Genomic DNA, 16,849 nt, shown 5'->3' on the forward strand with positions numbered 1-16,849 from the left:
GCCGAACGACGCGGCCATGCACGCAGATCGGACGATCTGCGTGCATGGCCGCGTCAGTGGACGGGTCGCCCGCCGTGGCTCCGGTCGGAGCCTGGTCAGCTTTGGTGCGGGCTCACCTGCTCCGCACCCTGCGGCGCGGGGGTGTCCTTCGCCGGCTTGGCGTCGATGCCGGCCTCCTTGCGCTGCTCCGGGGTGATCGGGGCGGGTGCCTCGGTCAGCGGGTCGAAGCCGCCACCGGTCTTGGGGAAGGCGATGACGTCCCGGATCGAGTCGGTGCCGGCCAGCAGGGCGACGATCCGGTCCCAGCCGAAGGCGATGCCGCCGTGCGGCGGAGCGCCATACTTGAACGCCTCGAGCAGGAAGCCGAACTTCTCCTGCGCCTGCTCCGCCGACAGCCCCATGATCGCGAAGACGCGCTCCTGCAGGTCGCGGCGGTGGATCCGGATCGATCCGCCGCCGATCTCGTTGCCGTTGCAGACCAGGTCGTAGGCGTAGGCCAGCGCCGCGCCAGGGTCGGACTCCAGGGAGTCGACGAACTCGGCCTTGGGCGAGGTGAAGGCGTGGTGGACCGCGGTCCAGGCACCCGTGCCCACCGCCACGTCACCGGCGGCGACGGCCTCCCCTGCGGGCTCGAAGAGCGGCGCGTCGACGACCCAGAGGAAGCTCCACGCCGACTCGTCGATCAGCCCGACGCGATGGCCGATCTCCAGCCGCGCCGCACCCAGCAGGGCACGGGACGCCCTGACCGGCCCGGCGGCGAAGAAGACGCAGTCTCCCGGCTGGGCGCCCACGTGCGCGGCGAGCCCGGCCCGCTCCTGGTCGGAGATGTTCTTGGCGACGGGACCGCCGAGCTCGCCGTCCTCGGAGACCGTGACGTAGGCCAGGCCCTTGGCTCCACGCTGCTTGGCCCACTCCTGCCAGGCGTCGAACTGGCGCCGCGGCTGGGAGCCACCGCCGGGCATGACGACCGCGCCGACGTACTCGGCCTGGAAGACGCGGAACGGCGTGCCGGAGAAGAACTCCGTGCAGTCGGTCAGCTCCAGGTCGAAGCGCAGGTCGGGCTTGTCCGTGCCGTAGCGCGCCATCGCCTCGGCGTAGGACATCCGCGGGAACGGCGTGGGCAGGTCGACACCGATGACGCCCCAGACCGCCCTGGCGATCGCCTCGCCGAGCTCGATGACGTCGTCCTGCTCGACGAAGCTCATCTCCACGTCCAGCTGGGTGAACTCCGGCTGCCGGTCGGCCCGGAAGTCCTCGTCCCGGTAGCAGCGCGCGATCTGGTAGTAGCGCTCCATACCCGCCACCATGAGCAGCTGCTTGAACAGCTGCGGGCTCTGCGGCAGGGCGTACCAGCTGCCCGGCTGCAGCCGCGCCGGGACCAGGAAGTCGCGGGCGCCCTCGGGGGTGGACCGGGTCAAGGTCGGGGTCTCGATCTCGACGAAGTCGCGCTCGGCGAGCAGGTTGCGGGCCGCTGCGTTGACCTTGGAGCGCAGCCGCAGGTTGGCGCCCGCCGCGTTGGCGCCGGGGCGGCGCAGGTCGAGGTAGCGGTGGCGCAGGCGCGCCTCCTCCCCCACGCTGACCCGCTCGTCGATCTGGAAGGGCAGCGGCTCGGACTCGCTGAGCACCTCGATGTCGGCGGCGACCACGTCGACCGCGCCGGTGGGCAGCTCGGGGTTCACGTCCTTGTCCGCGCGGGCGACCACCTCGCCGACGACCTTGACGACGTACTCGCTGCGCAGGTCGTGCGCGGTGCCGGTGAGCACCTCGTCGCGGGCGACGACCTGGACGACGCCGCTGGCGTCCCGCAGGTCGATGAAGGCCACCCCGCCGTGGTCGCGGCGACGTCCGACCCACCCGGTCAGGGTGACGGTGGTGCCGACCTGCTCGGGGCGCAGGGTGCCGGCCTCATGGGTGCGTAGCATTCTTGTCTCCTCTCAGCGTCTGATATGCCGGACCGCCTCGCAGCAGTTCTCGGCACAGCCCTGGAGGTGTGGGCGGGGGCCAGGTCGCGGTGCCACCACACCTTTGCCGAGGGATCCTCGACCTCTCGTCGGTGACGCCGGACGCACGGTGCGCGGTGGCGACAGGCACCGCATACCGGAGGGTATGCGGTGCGGTCGCCGGCGGGTCGTCACTCCGCCCCGCGCACGTGGGCCAGTCTACGTGCCGGCAACGCCGGACCTGCACAGCTTTCAGGGTGATGCGCGGTGTGCCTCGACGTTTCGACTGAACACGTCGAAGGGCCCGACAGAACACGTGAGGTGTCGCCGGTCTTCCGGTCCTGCGCTCTCGGTCCTGCGGAAACTGCGGTGGAACACCAAGTTCGCAGGACCGTCACCGCAGGACCGTCACCGCAGGACCGTGCGGTGACGAGTCGGCGGGAATCTCGAGGCCGTCAGCGTCGGGTCCTGCGGCGCAGCCGCTCCGCGACCGTCAGGACGCCGACCATCAGCGGACCGTTGCGCACCTGCCCGTTCAGCACCGCGGAGACCGCGTCGTCGAGGGCGACCCAACCGGTCGGCATCCCCGCCTCCTCGTGCTCCCGCTCGTGCCGCTCGTCCCCCGGCACGTCGGACAGGCCGGTGGCCAGGAAGATGGTGATGACCTCGTCCAGGCCGCCCGGAGAGGGCGTGAGGGTGACCAGCTCCTCCCAGGCCGCCGCCTGCAGGTCGGCCTCCTCGACCAGCTCACGCTGGGCGGTGAGCACGGGCTCCTCTCCCTCGACGTCGAGCAGACCGGCCGGCAGCTCCCAGTCCTCGGCGCCGATCGGGTGGCGGTACTGCCGGATCACCAGGACCTCCGGCGTGCCGCGGTCCTCGCGCAGGGCCAGGATCGCGACGGCGCCGGTGTGGGCGACGTACTCCCGACGCACCGGCTCCGGGCCGCCCAGGTCGACGTCGTCGGCGACGACGTCCCAGACCCGCCCCTCGAAGACCACGTCACTGGCGGCCACGGGCCGTCGCCCGGGCAGGTCGTGCAGCTCATCCAGGCTCAGGCGCGGGGCATCGAGGGTCATGGCCGCCACGCTATGCGACAGAACACGTCAGACGGCGCAACAGGACACGTCATAGGTCTCGACCGAACACGCGACATGGCCGGACAGAACACGCAATACGGCATGCTGACGTGTCCTGATGAGCCCTCCGACGTGCTCGGTCGGGCCTTTCCACGTGTCCTGATGAGCCCTTCGACGTGCTCGGTCGGGCCCTTCGACGTGCTCGGTCAGCCCGGGAGCTCGTGCTGGTGCTGGCGGGCCTCGACCTCGACCAGGCGCTGCGCGCGCTGGCCGTCGAGGGCCGCGGCGACCAGCCCGGCGAAGAGCGGGTGGGCGTGGTCGGGGCGGGACTTGAACTCGGGGTGGGCCTGGGTGGAGACGTAGTAGGGGTGCACCTCACGGGGCAGCTCGACATACTCCACCAGGGTGCCCTCCGGCGACGTCCCGCTGACGACCAGACCGGCCTCGGCCAGCCGGTCGCGGTAGGCGTTGTTGACCTCGTAACGGTGCCGGTGCCGCTCGCTCACCTCGGTGGTGCCGTAGGCCTCGACGACCACGGAGCCCTCGGCCAGCACCGCGGGGTAGGCGCCCAGGCGCATCGTCCCCCCGAGGTCGCCCGCCCCCTCGACGAAGGCCTTCTGCTCCTCCATCGTGGCGATGACCGGGTCCGGGGTCTGGGGGTCGAACTCGGTCGAGCTCGCGCCCTCGATGCCGGCGACGTTCCGCGCGTGCTCGATGACCATCGCCTGCAGGCCCAGACAGATGCCCAGCGTCGGCACCCGGCGTTCGCGGGCCCAGCGCAAGGCACCGATCTTGCCCTCGATGCCGCGCACCCCGAAGCCACCGGGGATCAGGACGGCGTCGACCCCGCCGAGGGCGCGGGTGGCGCCGATCTCGGTCTGGCACTCGTCGGAGGGCACCCAGCGGATGTCCACCTTGGCGTCGTGGCGGAAGCCGCCGGCCCGCAGCGCCTCGGTGACGGACAGGTAGGCGTCCGGCAGGTCGACGTACTTGCCGACCAGGGCGATCTCCACGCGGTGCTCGGGCTCGTGGACCCGCTCCAGCAGCGCGTCCCAGGCCGACCAGTCGACGTCCCGGAAGGGCAGGTCCAGGTGCCGCACCACATACGCGTCCAGCATCTCCCGGTGCAGCACCTTGGGGATGTCGTAGATCGAGGGGGCGTCCACCGCGGCCGCGACGGCCTCGGCCTCCACGTCGCACATCATCGAGATCTTGCGCTTGATGCCGTCCGGGATCTCGCGGTCCGCGCGCAGCACCAGCGCGTCGGGCTGCACGCCGACCTGGCGGAGCGCGGCGACCGAGTGCTGGGTCGGCTTGGTCTTCAGCTCGCCGCTGGGCGCGAGGTAGGGCACGAGGGAGACGTGCACGAAGAAGCTGTTGGCGCGGCCGATCGCGTGCCGCACCTGCCGGGCGGCCTCGAGGAACGGCAGGCTCTCGATGTCACCGACCGTGCCCCCCACCTCGGTGATGATGATATCCGGCCGCTCCGCGTCCGGCAGCGCGGCGTCGGCCCGCATCCGCGCCATGATCTCGTTGGTGATGTGCGGGATGACCTGCACGGTGTCGCCGAGGTACTCCCCCCGTCGCTCCTTGGAGATGACCTCGTCGTAGACCTGCCCGGTGGTCACGTTGGCGCGGCCGGAGAGGTTGCGGTTGAGGAAACGCTCGTAGTGGCCGATGTCCAGGTCGCACTCGGCGCCGTCCTCGGTCACGAAGACCTCACCGTGCTGGAAGGGGTTCATCGTGCCGGGGTCGACGTTGATGTAGGGATCCAGCTTCTGCATGGTCACCCGCAGTCCCCGACTGCGGAGGAGGAAGCCGAGGCTGGACGCCGTCAGACCCTTCCCGAGGGAGGAGGCGACGCCTCCGGTCACAAAGATGTGCTTCGTCGTCTGGGCCACGGGCTGCCAGTCTAGTTCAGGTGCCGGTCGGTCCGACAACCCGGTCCGGGTATGCCGTGCCGCGCACCCGCGCGTAGGCGGTCTCGGCCGCCTCGACGGCCTCCGCCGCAGTGGGCAGCTCGCGGGCTCGGCGCAGCGCACGGTCGGCCAGCGTCGACCTCAGCTGCGCGTCGACCAGCACGGCACGCAGGGCTTCCCGCAGGGCTCTGACGCGGGCGTGGCTGGCCATGCCGCCGCCGTCCTCGCCCACCGGCACCAGCACCGCGGCGTCCCCCACCACGACCCTGGTGCCGCCGACGTCGGTCGCCACGACGGGCACGCCGGCGCCCAGAGCCTCCTGGAGCCACAGCGGCTGCCCCTCCCACTGTGCGCCGGAGACCACGACGTCCGCGGCGGCGAGCAGCTCGGGCACGTCGTCCCGGCGCCCGAGCAGGTGCACCCGGCCAGGACCAGAGGCAGCCTGCGCGGCCACGTCGACACGGTCCGGTCCGTCTCCGGCGACAGCCAGCACGACCTGCGGGCACACTTCCGCCGGCCAGGCGGAGCCAGCGCTCGTGCCGCCTGCCTCGCGCTCGACGTAGGACTGGTAGGCAGCCACGACCTCGACCGTGCGCTTCTGCGCCCCGAGCCGGCCCACCGTGAGCAGCAGCAGCTGGCCGTCGACGAGGCCCAGCTCAGCACGGACGGCAGCACGCACCTCACCGCGCCGGTGCGCGGGCACGAGTCGGGACGGCTCGGCCGGGACGACGGCCAGGCCGGCCTGGCCAGCACCGCGCGCCCGGGCCCTGTCGACGAGGTCAGGAGAGACACCCAGCACCAGATCGGCACGAGCGTGGACCAGCCGCTCGAGGACGCCGTAGACGAGGGCGGAGCGGCGGTCGGTCGGCGGCGCGTTGTGCATCGTCACCACCAGCGGTGCTCGTCGCAACGCATGGTCCGCGCCTCTCGGTGGGCCAGCAACCGGGGAGGCATCAGTCCGCCCCAGGTCGGCGCGGCGCGCGGCGAGGAGTGCGAGGGCGGACAGCGCCCCGGCCCGCACCCCGTGCGCGTGCACGACGTCAGCGCCCGCAGCGAGCCGTCGCAGATGCCGCACCGCCTTCGGGTCCCGGGCCGGGTGCAGCCCGCTGCCCACCTCGACGGGGACCACCGTGGCGCCGGTCCGCTCCAGCTCGAAGGCCTGGGCCACCTCCTGCGGGCAGGCCACCAGCACCTGGTGCCCGGCCGCCACCAGACCCCGGGCGAGCATCCGGACGTGACCGCCGACTCCCCCCGCGACCAGCGCGGTCACCAGCAGCACCCTCACTGCGCACCTCCCGGCCCGACCCGCTCCCGGCTGCGCTCCCGTCGCGCGGCAACCCGCGCCCGCACCAGGTCGAAGGACTCCGGCGCCAGCACCCGCAGAGCCCCGGCCACCAGCAGCAGGACCGCTGCTCCGCTCAGCGTGCCCGCGAGCAGCGCGCCTGGCCACTGCGTCTGCTGCGTGGGCAGGAGCTCCCGGGCGAGCACCACCACGGCCGCACCGGCCAGGGCGGCGAGTCCGGCCCGGCCGACGCCCTCGAGGGCGGCGGCACCCCATACCCGGCGGGTGCGGGCCAGGAGGACGACAGCCGCGACGACCATGCCCACCGACGAGGCCGCCGCGAGCGTGGCCAGCACCTCGCGGATGGTGCCGTCCCGCGCCAGGAGGGGCGGCACGACGGCGAGCGGCAGCAGCCCTGCGACCGCCCAGCCCAGCACCGTGCCGGCAGCTGCGTCCCAGGGCCGCTGGGCCGCGTAGAGGGCGCGGGTCAGGACCGCGAGCAGGGCGAACCCCACGAGCCCCGGGGCGAGCAGGGCCAGGGTGGGCGGCAGCGCCTCCAGGGAGGCGCGGCCGGTGCCCCCTGACCCCGCGTCGAGCGCGAGGAAGACCGTCCCCACGTCCGCACGCGTGGCGACCAGCACGGCCGCACCGGCCACCGCGGCAACGACCGAGGCCGTGAGCGCGCGGCGCAAGGTGGCGACGGCGCGGGCGGGCTCGTCGGTGAGGCGCGGGAAGGCCGCGGTGGCCAGCGGCACGACGAGGACGGCGTAGGGCAGCAGGTAGACGGTCTGGGCGTAGTTCCACACGGCGATGCCCGCGACCCCGGAGCGGTTGGTGAGCAGGATGACCACGACGACGAACAGCTGCTGCGCGCCGACGCCGAGCACGCCGGCACCCGCGAGCGCTCCGGCCAGGCGACCGGAGCCGGCCGGGAAGCGCAGCGTCGGCCGCCACCGGATCCCGAGCCGGGCCGCCGGGACCAGCAGCGGCAGGCTCAGGGCGACCACCCCCAGCGTGGTGCCGCCGGCGAGCAGCACCAGCGCCGAGGTGGGCAGGCCAGCGAGGTGCTGGGTCGGCTCGTAGAGGGCGCCGAAGGCCAGGTAGACCAGAATCACCACCAGGCTGGAGAGCAACGGGGCCAGCGCCGCGGCGAGGAAGCGGCGGTGCGCCTGCAGGACCCCGGCGAGCACGATGCCGATGCCGTAGAGCGCCACCTGTGGCGCGAAGAGCAGCAGCATCATCCGCCCCGCGTCCTGGGCCGCTACCGGCTCGCACCCGTGGTCGAGCTCCCCGCCGCCGAGCAGCAGGGCCGTGATCGGGCCGGCGGCGAGGGCGACGACGAGGGTCAGCGGCAGCAGGATCAGCAGGGCCCAGCTCAGCAGGGCCGAGGCGGTGCGGTCGGCCAGCTCCTCGTCCCCGCGGTGCAGGTGCCGGGCCACGAGGGGGACCGCGACGGCCGCGAGGGCACCGCCTGCCGCGACCTCGAAGATGACGTTGGGCACGGTGTTGGCGGTCGCGTACACATGCCCCACGCAGGTCGCGCCGACGGCGTGCGAGAAGGCGACCCACCGGGCCAGGCCCACCGCCCGGGACACCAGGGTGACCGCCGCGACGACCCCGGCCGCGGCGAGCAGCCCCTGGCCGCCCAGCCGGGGGCTGGGTGCCGTTCCCGGGTCGGGCCCTGGTCCCGGGTCAGGCCCTGGCCGCGAGCTGGTCATCCCCTGCCCCAGGCGTCCAGGCTGCGCAGCACCGGCGTCGCCTCGATGACCCGGGTGAAGCTCACCCGCTCGCTCATCAGGGTCAGCGCCGTCACCACCGCCAGGGCAGCCCACCGTCCGCGGTCCGGGAGCCGCTGTGCCGCGGCGATCCCGGTGGCCGCCCCGAGGGGGTTGGCTCCGGTGTCACCCAGCATGGACCGCGCAGCGAGGTCGTCGGGGAGGACGGCCAGGCTCGCACCTACCGCCGCGGCGGCGGCCGGGCGTCCTGCCAGCACGAGGGGTATGCCGCACACCAGCCCGACCTTGAGGGCCCGTCCGGGCCGCAGGTCGAAGAGGTTGGCCAGGTTGGCTCCCCCCGCGACGAGGCCTGCTGCTGCCATGGTGTGCAGACCCACGCCTCGACCGTGGCGGTGGTCGGACCAGGCTGCGCTCAGCAGGCCGGTCGCGCCGATCGCGCCCACCTTGACCGCACCGGTGGTCACCCGGCCCGCACGCAGGGCAGACAGGTGGCCGCGCAAGCCCTTGGCCTGGGTGCTCTCCCCCAGGTCGTCTGCGGCACCGGCGAGGGCGGCGCCCGTCACCGCCAGCACGGCCGGCGGGTCGGCGAGGACCAGCGGCAGGCCGGTCCCGGCGGCGAGCGCGACCCCTTCGGTCAGGGTGATCGGGTCGCCGGCGTGGTTGAGCCGGTCCCAGCGGGCCGAGCCCCCCGGGAAGCGCCCGGTGAGGTGCGCGGCCCGGGCCGCGCGCGCCACGGCATACCCGGTGGTGGCGAGCAGAAGGGTGCTCCACACTCCGGCGGACCGCGCTGGACCCGTCATGGTGCGGTGGTGGCCGCGTCGTCCTCGACCGGGGGGACGGCGTCGCCGTCGGCAGCGTCGTCGCCGGCGCCCGTGTCTCCCGTCTCCCTGGGGTCTCCGTCCCCCGCACCACTCGTGACACCCGTGTCACCCGTCTGTCCGGGACCGCTGGGGTCCTCGGGGTCGTCGGGCACCGGCTCGGTCGCCTGCTCCTGGTCGTCGGGCACCAGACCGGTGACCAACCGCACCGGGGGCGGCTGGGGCATGGGTGCCTCGGACTGCGGCCCGATGCCGTAGTGCCCGGACCGTCCGGCCACCTCCCAGCCCAGGGCGAGGATCGTGGACAGTCGACCGGCGGCGCCCTCCGCGTCGTCCACGGTGGAGGTCTGCGCCCGAAGGGCCCGGTCCTGACGGATCCCCACCACGAGCGGGTCCGCCCCGCCCTCTGGCTGCGCAGTTCCGCCGACGGTGCCGGTGCCGCTGACGGTGAGTGGGGTGTCCAGCCGGACGATCGTGCGGACCAGGCCGGTGCGGGTGTCCAGGGCCAGGGTGCCGGCCTCGTCGAGGTCCCCTTCCTCGGGCAGGCTGAGACCTCCGGCGACCACGAGCACGGCGTCGGGCGGCCTGCGGTCCTCGAGGGTGGCATCGGTCTCCTCGCTCCAGGCCAGCCTGAGGTAGCCCTCGGAGTTCAGCTGATCCAGCGCCTCCAGCCAGGCTCCGGTCCGGCCCGGTCCGTCGGCACCGACGAGGGCTGCCCCCACGACGGCGGGCAGGGACGGGCCTTCTCCCTCCGGAAGGGTCGGCAGCTGCAGGTCCCCGGCGAGCTCGTCCAGGAGGGGCACCGCCTCCTCCTGTCCCTGCTCGGTCTGCCACGAGGGCTGCAGCGTAACTGTGAGCGGAACAGAGCCGCCCGCCTCGTCGACGGCCTGGGTCAGCTGCTCACCGAGGTTACGGTCGGCGCCCGGCAGCACGACCACCGCGACGCGCACCCCGGTCAGGGTGGCCGACGCGGTGCGGGGGGCGATCACGCCCATCGCCTCGTCCAGGGCGTCGGCACGGGCCACGGCCTCCGCGGCCTGGGCACGCACCTCGGCGCGCTCGGCGCGGAGGTCGGAGACCTCGCCCTCGAGGGTGTCGGAGATGCCCTCGCGCAGCGGTCCGGCGCCCAGCACGATCCCGACCGCGAGGGCGATGAAGACGGCGACCAGGGAGACCAGGTGGTAACGGAAGTCGATCACGTGTCTAGAACAGCCCCTCGATCCAGGCCCAGATGTCGTCCCATCGTACGGCCACGACGCCGAAGAAGGCCCGGCCCGCCGGGGTGGTGGCCAGGGCGACGACCAGCGCCAGGAGGCCCGCCAGCACCAGCCAGACCAGGGACATGGTCGAGATGCCGGAGCGGTAGAGCAGGCTGACGCCCTTGGCGTCGACCAGCTTGCTGCCGACCCGCAACCGGGTCAGGAAGGTGCTGGCCATCCCCTGGCGACCCTTGTCGAGGAACTCGACCAGGGTCGCGTGGGTGCCGACGGCCACGATGAGCTCGGCACCCAGCTCGTCCGCGAGCAGCATGGCGATGTCCTCGCTGGTGCCGGTCGCCGGCAGGACGACCGCGTCGGTGACCCCCAGCTGCTCGACCCGCTCCAGCCCTGGCGCCCGGCCGTCCCGGTAGGCGTGGACGACCAGCTCGGCTCCACAGGTCAGGGCCTTGTCGGAGACGGAGTCCATGTCGCCGACGATCACGTCGGGGGTCAGCCCCATCTCCAGCAGCGCGTCCGCGCCACCGTCGACCCCGATGAGCACGGGCCGGGCGTCCCGCAGGAAGGGCCGCAAGGTCTGCAGGTCCTCCTTGTAGTGGTAGCCGCGGACCACGACCAAGGCGTAGCGGCCCGCAAAGTCGGTGCGCAGCTCGGGCACCCCGATGCCGTCGAGGAGCAGCTCACGCTCGGCGCGGACATACTCCATCGTGTTGTGGGAGAAGGCCTCGATCTGGTCCGACAGGTTGGCTCGGGCCCGCTCCATCTGGTCGCTGACCTGCTCGGGGGTCAGCCGGTCGGCGTGGGCCACCAGGGCACCGCCGACCCAGATCTCGCCGCCCTTGACCGTGGCGGTGGAGCCCTCCACCATCCCCATCGCCTCGGGGCCGGCTCGGTCCAGCAGCGGGACGCCGGCGTCCAGGAGGATCTGCGGGCCCATGTTGGGATAGGCACCGGTGGTGCTGGGCGCGGCGTTGACCACCGCGGCAGGTGAGCAGGCGACCAGGGCGTGGGCGCTGACCTGGTCGAGGTCCTCGTGGTCGATGACCGCGATCTCTCCCGGCTGCAGCCGGGTGGTGAGGCGTTTGGTGCGCTCATCGACGCGGACCGTCCCGGTGAGCGGGACCGTCGGATCGGCGGGGCGCGCACGCCTCGTGCTGCTCATGGTCGACCCATGGTCCCACGCCGGGACAGCAGCTCCCGGGCGTGCTGCAGCGCCGCGTCGGACTCGGCGACACCGCCGAGCATGCGCGCCAGCTCGGCCTCGCGGTCCGGCCCCTCGACGACCGTCACCCCGCTGCGCGTGACCTGGCCGTCGGTGCTCTTGCGCACCACCAGGTGACGGTCGGCGTAGGCAGCGACCTGCCCCAGGTGGGTCACCACGACGACCTGGGCGTGCTCGGCCAGGCGGGCCAGGCGGGCACCGAGGTCGAGGGCGGCAGCGCCGCCGACCCCGGCGTCGACCTCGTCGAAGACGTAGGTGGGTACGGTGTCGCCGCCGGAGCCCAGCCCGCAGACCAGCTCCAGCGCGAGCATGACCCGGGACAGCTCGCCGCCGGAGGCAGCGCGCGTGACCGAGCGCGCCGGTGCCCCGGGGTTGGCGGCCAGCCGGATCTCGACCGTGTCCACGCCGTGCGCCGCCGGGTGCACCTCCTCGCCGGTCGGCAGGGGCACCGTCGTCGGAGGGTCGGTGGCGTCGGAGGCAGCCGAACCCACCACCCGCTGCTCGACGGCGACGCTCACCGTCGCCGAGCCCATCGCGAGGTGGGCCAGCTCCTCGGTGACGGCCGCGCCGATGCGGCCGGCCAGCGCCTGCCGCGCCGCGGTCAGCTCAGCCCCCAGGCGGCCGGTGTCCCGGCGGAGCCGCTCGACCTCCTCCTGCAGCTGCGTCAGGGCTTCGTCGGAGACGTCGATCCGCTCCAGCTCCTCGGCCGCCTCGCGGGCGAAGCTGAGCACCTCGCGCGTGCCGGGCCCGTACCGCCGCAGCAGGCCCGTCAGCTCGGCCCGCCGGGCGTGCACCGCCTCCAGCCGGGCGGGGTCGACGTCGATCGTGGCGGCATACCCGGCGAGGTCGGACGCCAGGTCGGCCGCCAGGTAGGACAGCTCCTGGACCCGTCCGCGCAGCTGGGCCAGCTCCGGGTCGTGCTCGCCAGCCGGCCCGAGCACCGCGAGGGCCGAGGAGAGCAGACCCGCGACGCTGGGCTGGTCGGGGTCGTCCAGCTCGGCGCCGGCCAGCGCGTCATGGCTCTGCTGCGCCGCGTGGCGCAGCTCCTCGGAGTGGCTGAGCCGCTCGCTCTCGGTGCGGAGCTCGTCCTCCTCACCCTCCTGGGGGTCGACGGCCTCGATCTCCTCCAGCCCGGCACGCAGCACCGAGACCCGCACCGAGCGCTGCGCGGCCGAGCTGGTCAGGCGGAGGAGCCGCGCACGCTCCTGCTGCCAGCGCTCCCAGGCCTCCTGGTAGCGGGCGTGCACCTCCCGCAGCTCCTGGCCGCCGGCGGCGTCGACGAGGATGCGGTGCTGGTCGGCGTCGCGCAACCGCCACTGGTCGGCCTGGCCGTGCACGGCGACGAGGTGCTGGCCCACCTCGGCCAGCACGGACACCGGTGCGGAGCGGCCGCCGACGCTGGCCCGGGAGCGTCCCTCGGCGGCGACGGTGCGGACCAGGACCAGCCCGTCCTCCACGTCCCCGCCAGCCTCCTCCGCCCGCTGCGCGGCCGGGTGGCCCGGCGCGACCTCGACCTCCCCCTCGACGACGGCGCGCCGGCTGCCGGAGCGGACCAGCCCGCTGTCGGCCCGCTCCCCCAGCAGCAGTCCCAGGCCGCTGACCACCATCGTCTTGCCGGCCCCGGTCTCGCCGGTGATCACGTTGAGCCCGTCGACAAGGTCGAGCTCGGCGTCCTCGATCACACCCAGCTCCTGGATCCGGATGCGTCGCAGGCTCACCCGGCACCCTCGGCGGCACCCGGGTCTGCGTCGGCATCGGCACGAGGCCGGGCCGGGCTGGCGGGGCCGCGCCAGCCCGTCACCGGCAGCGCGAACTTCTGCACCAGCCGGTCGGTGAAGGGGTCGTTGCTCAGTCGGGCCAGCCGTACCGGAACCTGCGAGCGACGCACCTCGATCCGGGCACCGGGTGGCACCTCCACGGCGCGCCGCCCGTCGCACCACATCACCCCGGCCACGTGCGAGTGCGGGACGACCTCCACCGCCAGGCGCGTGTCCGGGCCGAGCACCAGCGGACGGGCGAAGAGCGCGTGGGCGGAGATCGGCACCAACAGCAGCGCCTCGACGTCGGGCCACACGATCGGGCCACCCCCTGAGAAGGCGTAGGCCGTGGAGCCGGTCGGGGTCGACATGACCACTCCGTCGCACCCCCAGGTCGACAGGGGACGTCCGTCGACCTCGACCGCCACCTCGAGCATCCGCTCGCGGGCCGCCTTCTCCACGCTGGCCTCGTTGAGCGCCCAGTTGTGGCAGATGACCTCCCCCTCGTGCAGGACGTCGACCTCCAGGGTCATCCGCTCCTCGACGCGGTAGTCGGCGTTGACGATGCGCATGAGGATCGCCTCGATGTCGTCGCGTTCCGCCTCCGCCAGGAACCCGACCCTGCCCAGGTTCACGCCGAGCAGCGGTGCACCGGCAGGTCGGGCGATCTCGGCACCGCGCAGGATCGTGCCGTCACCGCCGAAGACCACCACCAGCTCGCAACCCGTGGCGTCCACGTGCGGCGGGACCGGGCTCTTGCGGGCGGTGACGGACTCGGTGCCCACCTGGTCCCGGGTGGGGTCACCCTCCGGCACGATCTCGGCGTCGATGCCGAGCTCGGCCAACCCCTGGGCGAAAGCCTGCGCGAGCTCCGGGACCTCCGGCCGGGTCGGGTGGGTGACGAGCATGATCCGTCGGCTCACGCGTCCTCCTCCAGTCTCAGCACCCCTCTGCGGGCCGCGAGCTCGGCCGGCCCGCGCCCACAGTCCATCATGCCGTCCGGCCATCGGCGCAGCCACCAGAGGTACTCGACGTTGCCGGTGCCGCCGGCGACAGGCGAGCGGTGCAGGTCCACGGGTGTCAGGCCGACCGCGCGGGCCTGTTCGTCCAGCCGCTCCAGGACCTCATACCGGTCCTGGACCCGTCGCACGAGCCCGTCCTTGCCGAGCCGTTCCTTGCCCACCTCGAACTGCGGTTTCACCAGCAGCACCAGGTCCGCGCCGGGGCGGGCGAGGGTATGCAGCACGGGCAGCACCAGAGCGAGGGAGATGAAGGACAGGTCGGCGACGATGACGTCGAACGGGCCGTCGATCTGTTCTGGTTCGACCTGGCGGACGTTGGTGCCGGAGCGTTCGGTGACCCGCGGGTCGACGGAGACGCGAGGGTCGAGCTGCCCGTGACCGACGTCGAGGGCCACCACGTGCGAGGCCCCGCGCTCCAGGAGGACCTGGGTGAACCCGCCGGTGGAGGCACCGACGTCGAGGCAGCGACGGCCTCGGACGCTCAGGCCGTCGGGCTCCCACACGGTGAGGGCGTGGTCGAGCTTGAGGGACCCGCGACCCACCCACCCCCGCACGATCCAGGACGTCTCGTCGTGCGCGGTCGGGCGGAGGGACACCGGCTGCCCGGGGGCGACAGGGGCACCGGCCCGGGTCACCACCTGGCCGTCGACCAGCACCCGCCCGGCCCGGATGAGCTGAGCGCCCTGGCTGCGGGTCGTCGCGAGGCCGCGTCGGACCATCTCACGGTCCAGACGCTGCGGAGGCTGCCCCACCTCCCCCGTCCCCCCGACTCCGGCCGCGGGACTCACCGCGGTGGGGTCGGCCCAGGGTCGGACAGCCGCGCCTGGAGCCGACGGTGGGCCTCGGTCAGCGCGGTGACCACCTGTTCGGGGTCATCCCCGATGGCCTGCTGCAGATCGGCGAGCACGCGGTCGACCGCGGGGTCCCCCGTCACCGGTCGTTCGACCTCGGTCCCGCCCTGCGACTCACGGCTCATGCCGACACCCACAGGTGGGCCAGCTCGGTCAGGGAGTCCACGACCAGGTCCGGACGCATTGACTCCGGCGCCGACAGAGCGTCCTCCCGGGTCGACACGCCGGTCAGGACCAGGGCGCTGGGCAGGCCCAGCGCACGGGCTCCGGCGATGTCGGTGTCGAGGCGGTCCCCGATCATCAGGCACTCCGCGGCGGCCACGCCCAGGCGGCGCAGGCCCTCCTGGTACGCGTGCCCGTGCGGCTTGCCTACGACCCGCGGCTCTGCACCGGTGGCGTGCCGCACGGCGGCGAGCAGGCTGCCGTTCCCGGGCGCCAGGCCACGTTCAGTGGGCAGGGTGGGGTCGTCGTTGGTGGCGACCCAGGCCGCTCCGGCTGCCACGGCGTAGGCCGCCTCGGTCAGCTCCGTGACCGCGACGTCGGGGCCGTACCCCTGCACGACCACGTCGATCTGTACCGGGCTGGAGGTCAGGGCTGCCCGGACGGCCGGGGCATCGACCCAGCGCAGCCCGTGCTCCGCCAACGCCGCACCCACGCCGGGACCGCCGACCGCCAGGACCGCGCCCCCACCTCCGGCCGCGACCGCGGGGTACTCGGCCGCGACCAGTGCCGCCGCGACCTGGGAGGCGGTGAGCACCTCCTCCGGTGCGGTGGGGAGCCCCAGCCCGGTCAGCTGGCTCGCCACCTCGCCGGGAGTGCGGGAAGCGTTGTTGGTCATGAACAGCACCGGCACCCCCCGGTCACGGGCGGCCGTGATGCCGTCCACGGCGCCGGGACACGGCTCGTGGGCCCGGTACACCACGCCGTCCAGGTCACACAGGATGCCCCGGATCCTCACTGGGCATCGTCCCGGCCGGTGGGCTTCCCCCCGGGGGCACCCTGGCCGCCCTGGTCACCCTCGGCGTTCTCCTCGCCATCGTGCTCGTCATCGTCCCCGACGAGGTCGAGCACGAGCGGTTCGTCCTCGAGCCCGATGACCTCTGCCGCATCAGTCTCGCCCGTCTCGTCCACGTCGGCGGCACGCTGGAACCAGAGCGCGGCCTCGTCCGGGCGTCCGACGGCCTCGAGCGCCGCAGCGTAGGCGTAGCGGACCCGCGCTGCCCACGGCTCACGACCGGTGCCGCGGGTGGCGAGGTCCTTCAGCTCCAGGACGGCCGCCGCGTGCTGACCGAGGTCACCTCGTGCACCGGCCACCACGATGGCCAGCTCGACCTGCTCGGCTGCCCCCAGCGTCCGTGCCTCACGGGTGACCGCCAGCTCCAGGGCGCGCTCCGGGCGACCCAGACCGCGTTCGCAGTCGGCCATCAGCGGCAGCAGGTGGTGCGTGCCCGACATGCGACGGGCGGTGCGGAACTCGGTGAGGGCCTTGGCCCATTCACCCCGCCGGTAGTGCACCAGGCCGAGCGCTTCCCGGACCACGGGGACCCGGCCCGCTCGGCGCGACGCGGCCTCGGCGTGGGCCAGGGCCTGGTCGAAGTCCTCGGCGTCGAGAAAGCGACCCACCATCACTAGGTGGCCGCCGACACCCTCGGCGTTCTCCTTGCTCAGCGTGCGCAGCTCCGCGCGCAGGGTCCGGTCCAGGACGCCGGCGTGGGCGTCCTCAGGGAGTTCTGGGTCCTTGGGCCGGGGCGGGCGGCGTTCGCGGTCGTCCCGCTCCGGACGGCCCTGATAACCGCTCCGTCCGCGGTCATCCCGGTCCGACCGGGATGGACCACCTGCCCGTCCCCGGTCGTCACGCCGCCGCTCCTCACGACGCTCGGGGCGGCGCTGCGAGCCGCCTTGGCGCGGGCCTCCGCCCTGACGCGAACCTCCACCGTGACGCGGGCCGCCGCGACGCTCGTCCCGCCCCTCGCGGTCGCCGTCGGGCCGGTCTCGCTTGTCGTTCACGT

14 protein-coding genes are annotated in these 16,849 nt (G+C 73.8%); all 14 read right to left on the minus strand.

Annotated elements, in window-relative coordinates:
- Window positions 1-95: 95 nt before the first annotated feature.
- Window positions 96-1,922 (minus strand): aspartate--tRNA ligase, encoded by a 1,827-nt coding sequence (aspS, locus tag ESZ52_RS11270; protein ID WP_131105016.1) that lies wholly within the window; start codon window positions 1,920-1,922, stop codon window positions 96-98.
- A 473-nt stretch (window positions 1,923-2,395) separates the two neighbouring features.
- Window positions 2,396-3,016: an NUDIX domain-containing protein gene (locus tag ESZ52_RS11275; RefSeq protein ID WP_131105017.1), complete on the minus strand. Its 621-nt coding sequence runs from the start codon at window positions 3,014-3,016 to the stop codon at window positions 2,396-2,398.
- Window positions 3,017-3,222: 206 nt separating this feature from the next.
- Entirely contained in the window at window positions 3,223-4,917 is a 1,695-nt protein-coding gene (gene pyrG, locus ESZ52_RS11280; RefSeq protein ID WP_131105018.1) for a CTP synthase, read from the minus strand.
- A 16-nt stretch (window positions 4,918-4,933) separates the two neighbouring features.
- Window positions 4,934-6,205, minus strand: coding sequence for a glycosyltransferase family 4 protein (locus tag ESZ52_RS11285; protein ID WP_202865327.1), 1,272 nt, complete (start codon window positions 6,203-6,205; stop codon window positions 4,934-4,936).
- A gap of 11 nt (window positions 6,206-6,216) precedes the next feature.
- Window positions 6,217-7,935, minus strand: a complete 1,719-nt coding sequence (gene murJ / locus ESZ52_RS19480; RefSeq protein ID WP_131105020.1) for a murein biosynthesis integral membrane protein MurJ — start codon at window positions 7,933-7,935, stop codon at window positions 6,217-6,219.
- Window positions 7,932-8,753, minus strand: a complete 822-nt coding sequence (locus ESZ52_RS11295; protein ID WP_131105021.1) for a hypothetical protein — start codon at window positions 8,751-8,753, stop codon at window positions 7,932-7,934. The genes murJ and ESZ52_RS11295 overlap by 4 nt, the downstream gene beginning before the upstream one ends.
- A complete protein-coding gene (locus tag ESZ52_RS11300; RefSeq protein ID WP_131105022.1) occupies window positions 8,750-9,970 on the minus strand; it encodes a copper transporter in 1,221 nt (406 codons plus the stop codon). The genes ESZ52_RS11295 and ESZ52_RS11300 overlap by 4 nt, the downstream gene beginning before the upstream one ends.
- 4 nt (window positions 9,971-9,974) lie before the next feature.
- Window positions 9,975-11,150 carry a putative cytokinetic ring protein SteA gene (gene steA, locus ESZ52_RS11305; RefSeq protein WP_131105023.1) on the minus strand — a complete coding sequence of 392 codons (1,176 nt, stop codon included), beginning with the start codon at window positions 11,148-11,150 and terminating at the stop codon, window positions 9,975-9,977.
- Window positions 11,147-12,928, minus strand: a complete 1,782-nt coding sequence (recN, locus tag ESZ52_RS11310) for a DNA repair protein RecN (RefSeq protein ID WP_131105024.1) — start codon at window positions 12,926-12,928, stop codon at window positions 11,147-11,149. Before recN ends, steA begins: the two co-directional genes overlap by 4 nt.
- Window positions 12,925-13,890 (minus strand): NAD kinase, encoded by a 966-nt coding sequence (locus ESZ52_RS11315; RefSeq protein ID WP_202865328.1) that lies wholly within the window; start codon window positions 13,888-13,890, stop codon window positions 12,925-12,927. The genes recN and ESZ52_RS11315 overlap by 4 nt, the downstream gene beginning before the upstream one ends.
- Entirely contained in the window at window positions 13,887-14,777 is an 891-nt protein-coding gene (locus tag ESZ52_RS11320; RefSeq protein ID WP_337590167.1) for a TlyA family RNA methyltransferase, read from the minus strand. Before ESZ52_RS11320 ends, ESZ52_RS11315 begins: the two co-directional genes overlap by 4 nt.
- Complete coding sequence (locus ESZ52_RS11325; protein WP_131105026.1) at window positions 14,774-14,965, minus strand: hypothetical protein; 192 nt, start codon at window positions 14,963-14,965, stop codon at window positions 14,774-14,776. The genes ESZ52_RS11320 and ESZ52_RS11325 overlap by 4 nt, the downstream gene beginning before the upstream one ends.
- On the minus strand, window positions 14,962-15,798 hold the full coding sequence (locus ESZ52_RS11330) for an HAD-IIA family hydrolase (RefSeq protein ID WP_272948380.1): 837 nt from the start codon (window positions 15,796-15,798) through the stop codon (window positions 14,962-14,964). Before ESZ52_RS11330 ends, ESZ52_RS11325 begins: the two co-directional genes overlap by 4 nt.
- Window positions 15,795-16,847, minus strand: a complete 1,053-nt coding sequence (locus ESZ52_RS19725; protein WP_238154607.1) for a tetratricopeptide repeat protein — start codon at window positions 16,845-16,847, stop codon at window positions 15,795-15,797. The genes ESZ52_RS11330 and ESZ52_RS19725 overlap by 4 nt, the downstream gene beginning before the upstream one ends.
- Between the last annotated feature and the right edge of the window lie 2 nt (window positions 16,848-16,849).

The organism is Ornithinimicrobium sufpigmenti (genome assembly GCF_004322775.1).
Lineage (GTDB): Bacteria > Actinomycetota > Actinomycetes > Actinomycetales > Dermatophilaceae > Ornithinicoccus > Ornithinicoccus sufpigmenti.

Excerpts from the sequence above, each read along its gene's own strand:
- aspS (WP_131105016.1), bottom strand. The coding sequence starts at position 1,922 with ATGCTACGCACCCATGAGGCCGGCACCCTGCGCCCCGAGCAGGTCGGC.
- ESZ52_RS11275 (WP_131105017.1), bottom strand. The coding sequence starts at position 3,016 with ATGACCCTCGATGCCCCGCGCCTGAGCCTGGATGAGCTGCACGACCTG.
- murJ (WP_131105020.1), bottom strand. The coding sequence starts at position 7,935 with ATGACCAGCTCGCGGCCAGGGCCTGACCCGGGACCAGGGCCCGACCCG.
- ESZ52_RS11295 (WP_131105021.1), bottom strand. The coding sequence starts at position 8,753 with ATGACGGGTCCAGCGCGGTCCGCCGGAGTGTGGAGCACCCTTCTGCTC.
- steA (WP_131105023.1), bottom strand. The coding sequence starts at position 11,150 with ATGAGCAGCACGAGGCGTGCGCGCCCCGCCGATCCGACGGTCCCGCTC.
- ESZ52_RS11325 (WP_131105026.1), bottom strand. The coding sequence starts at position 14,965 with ATGAGCCGTGAGTCGCAGGGCGGGACCGAGGTCGAACGACCGGTGACG.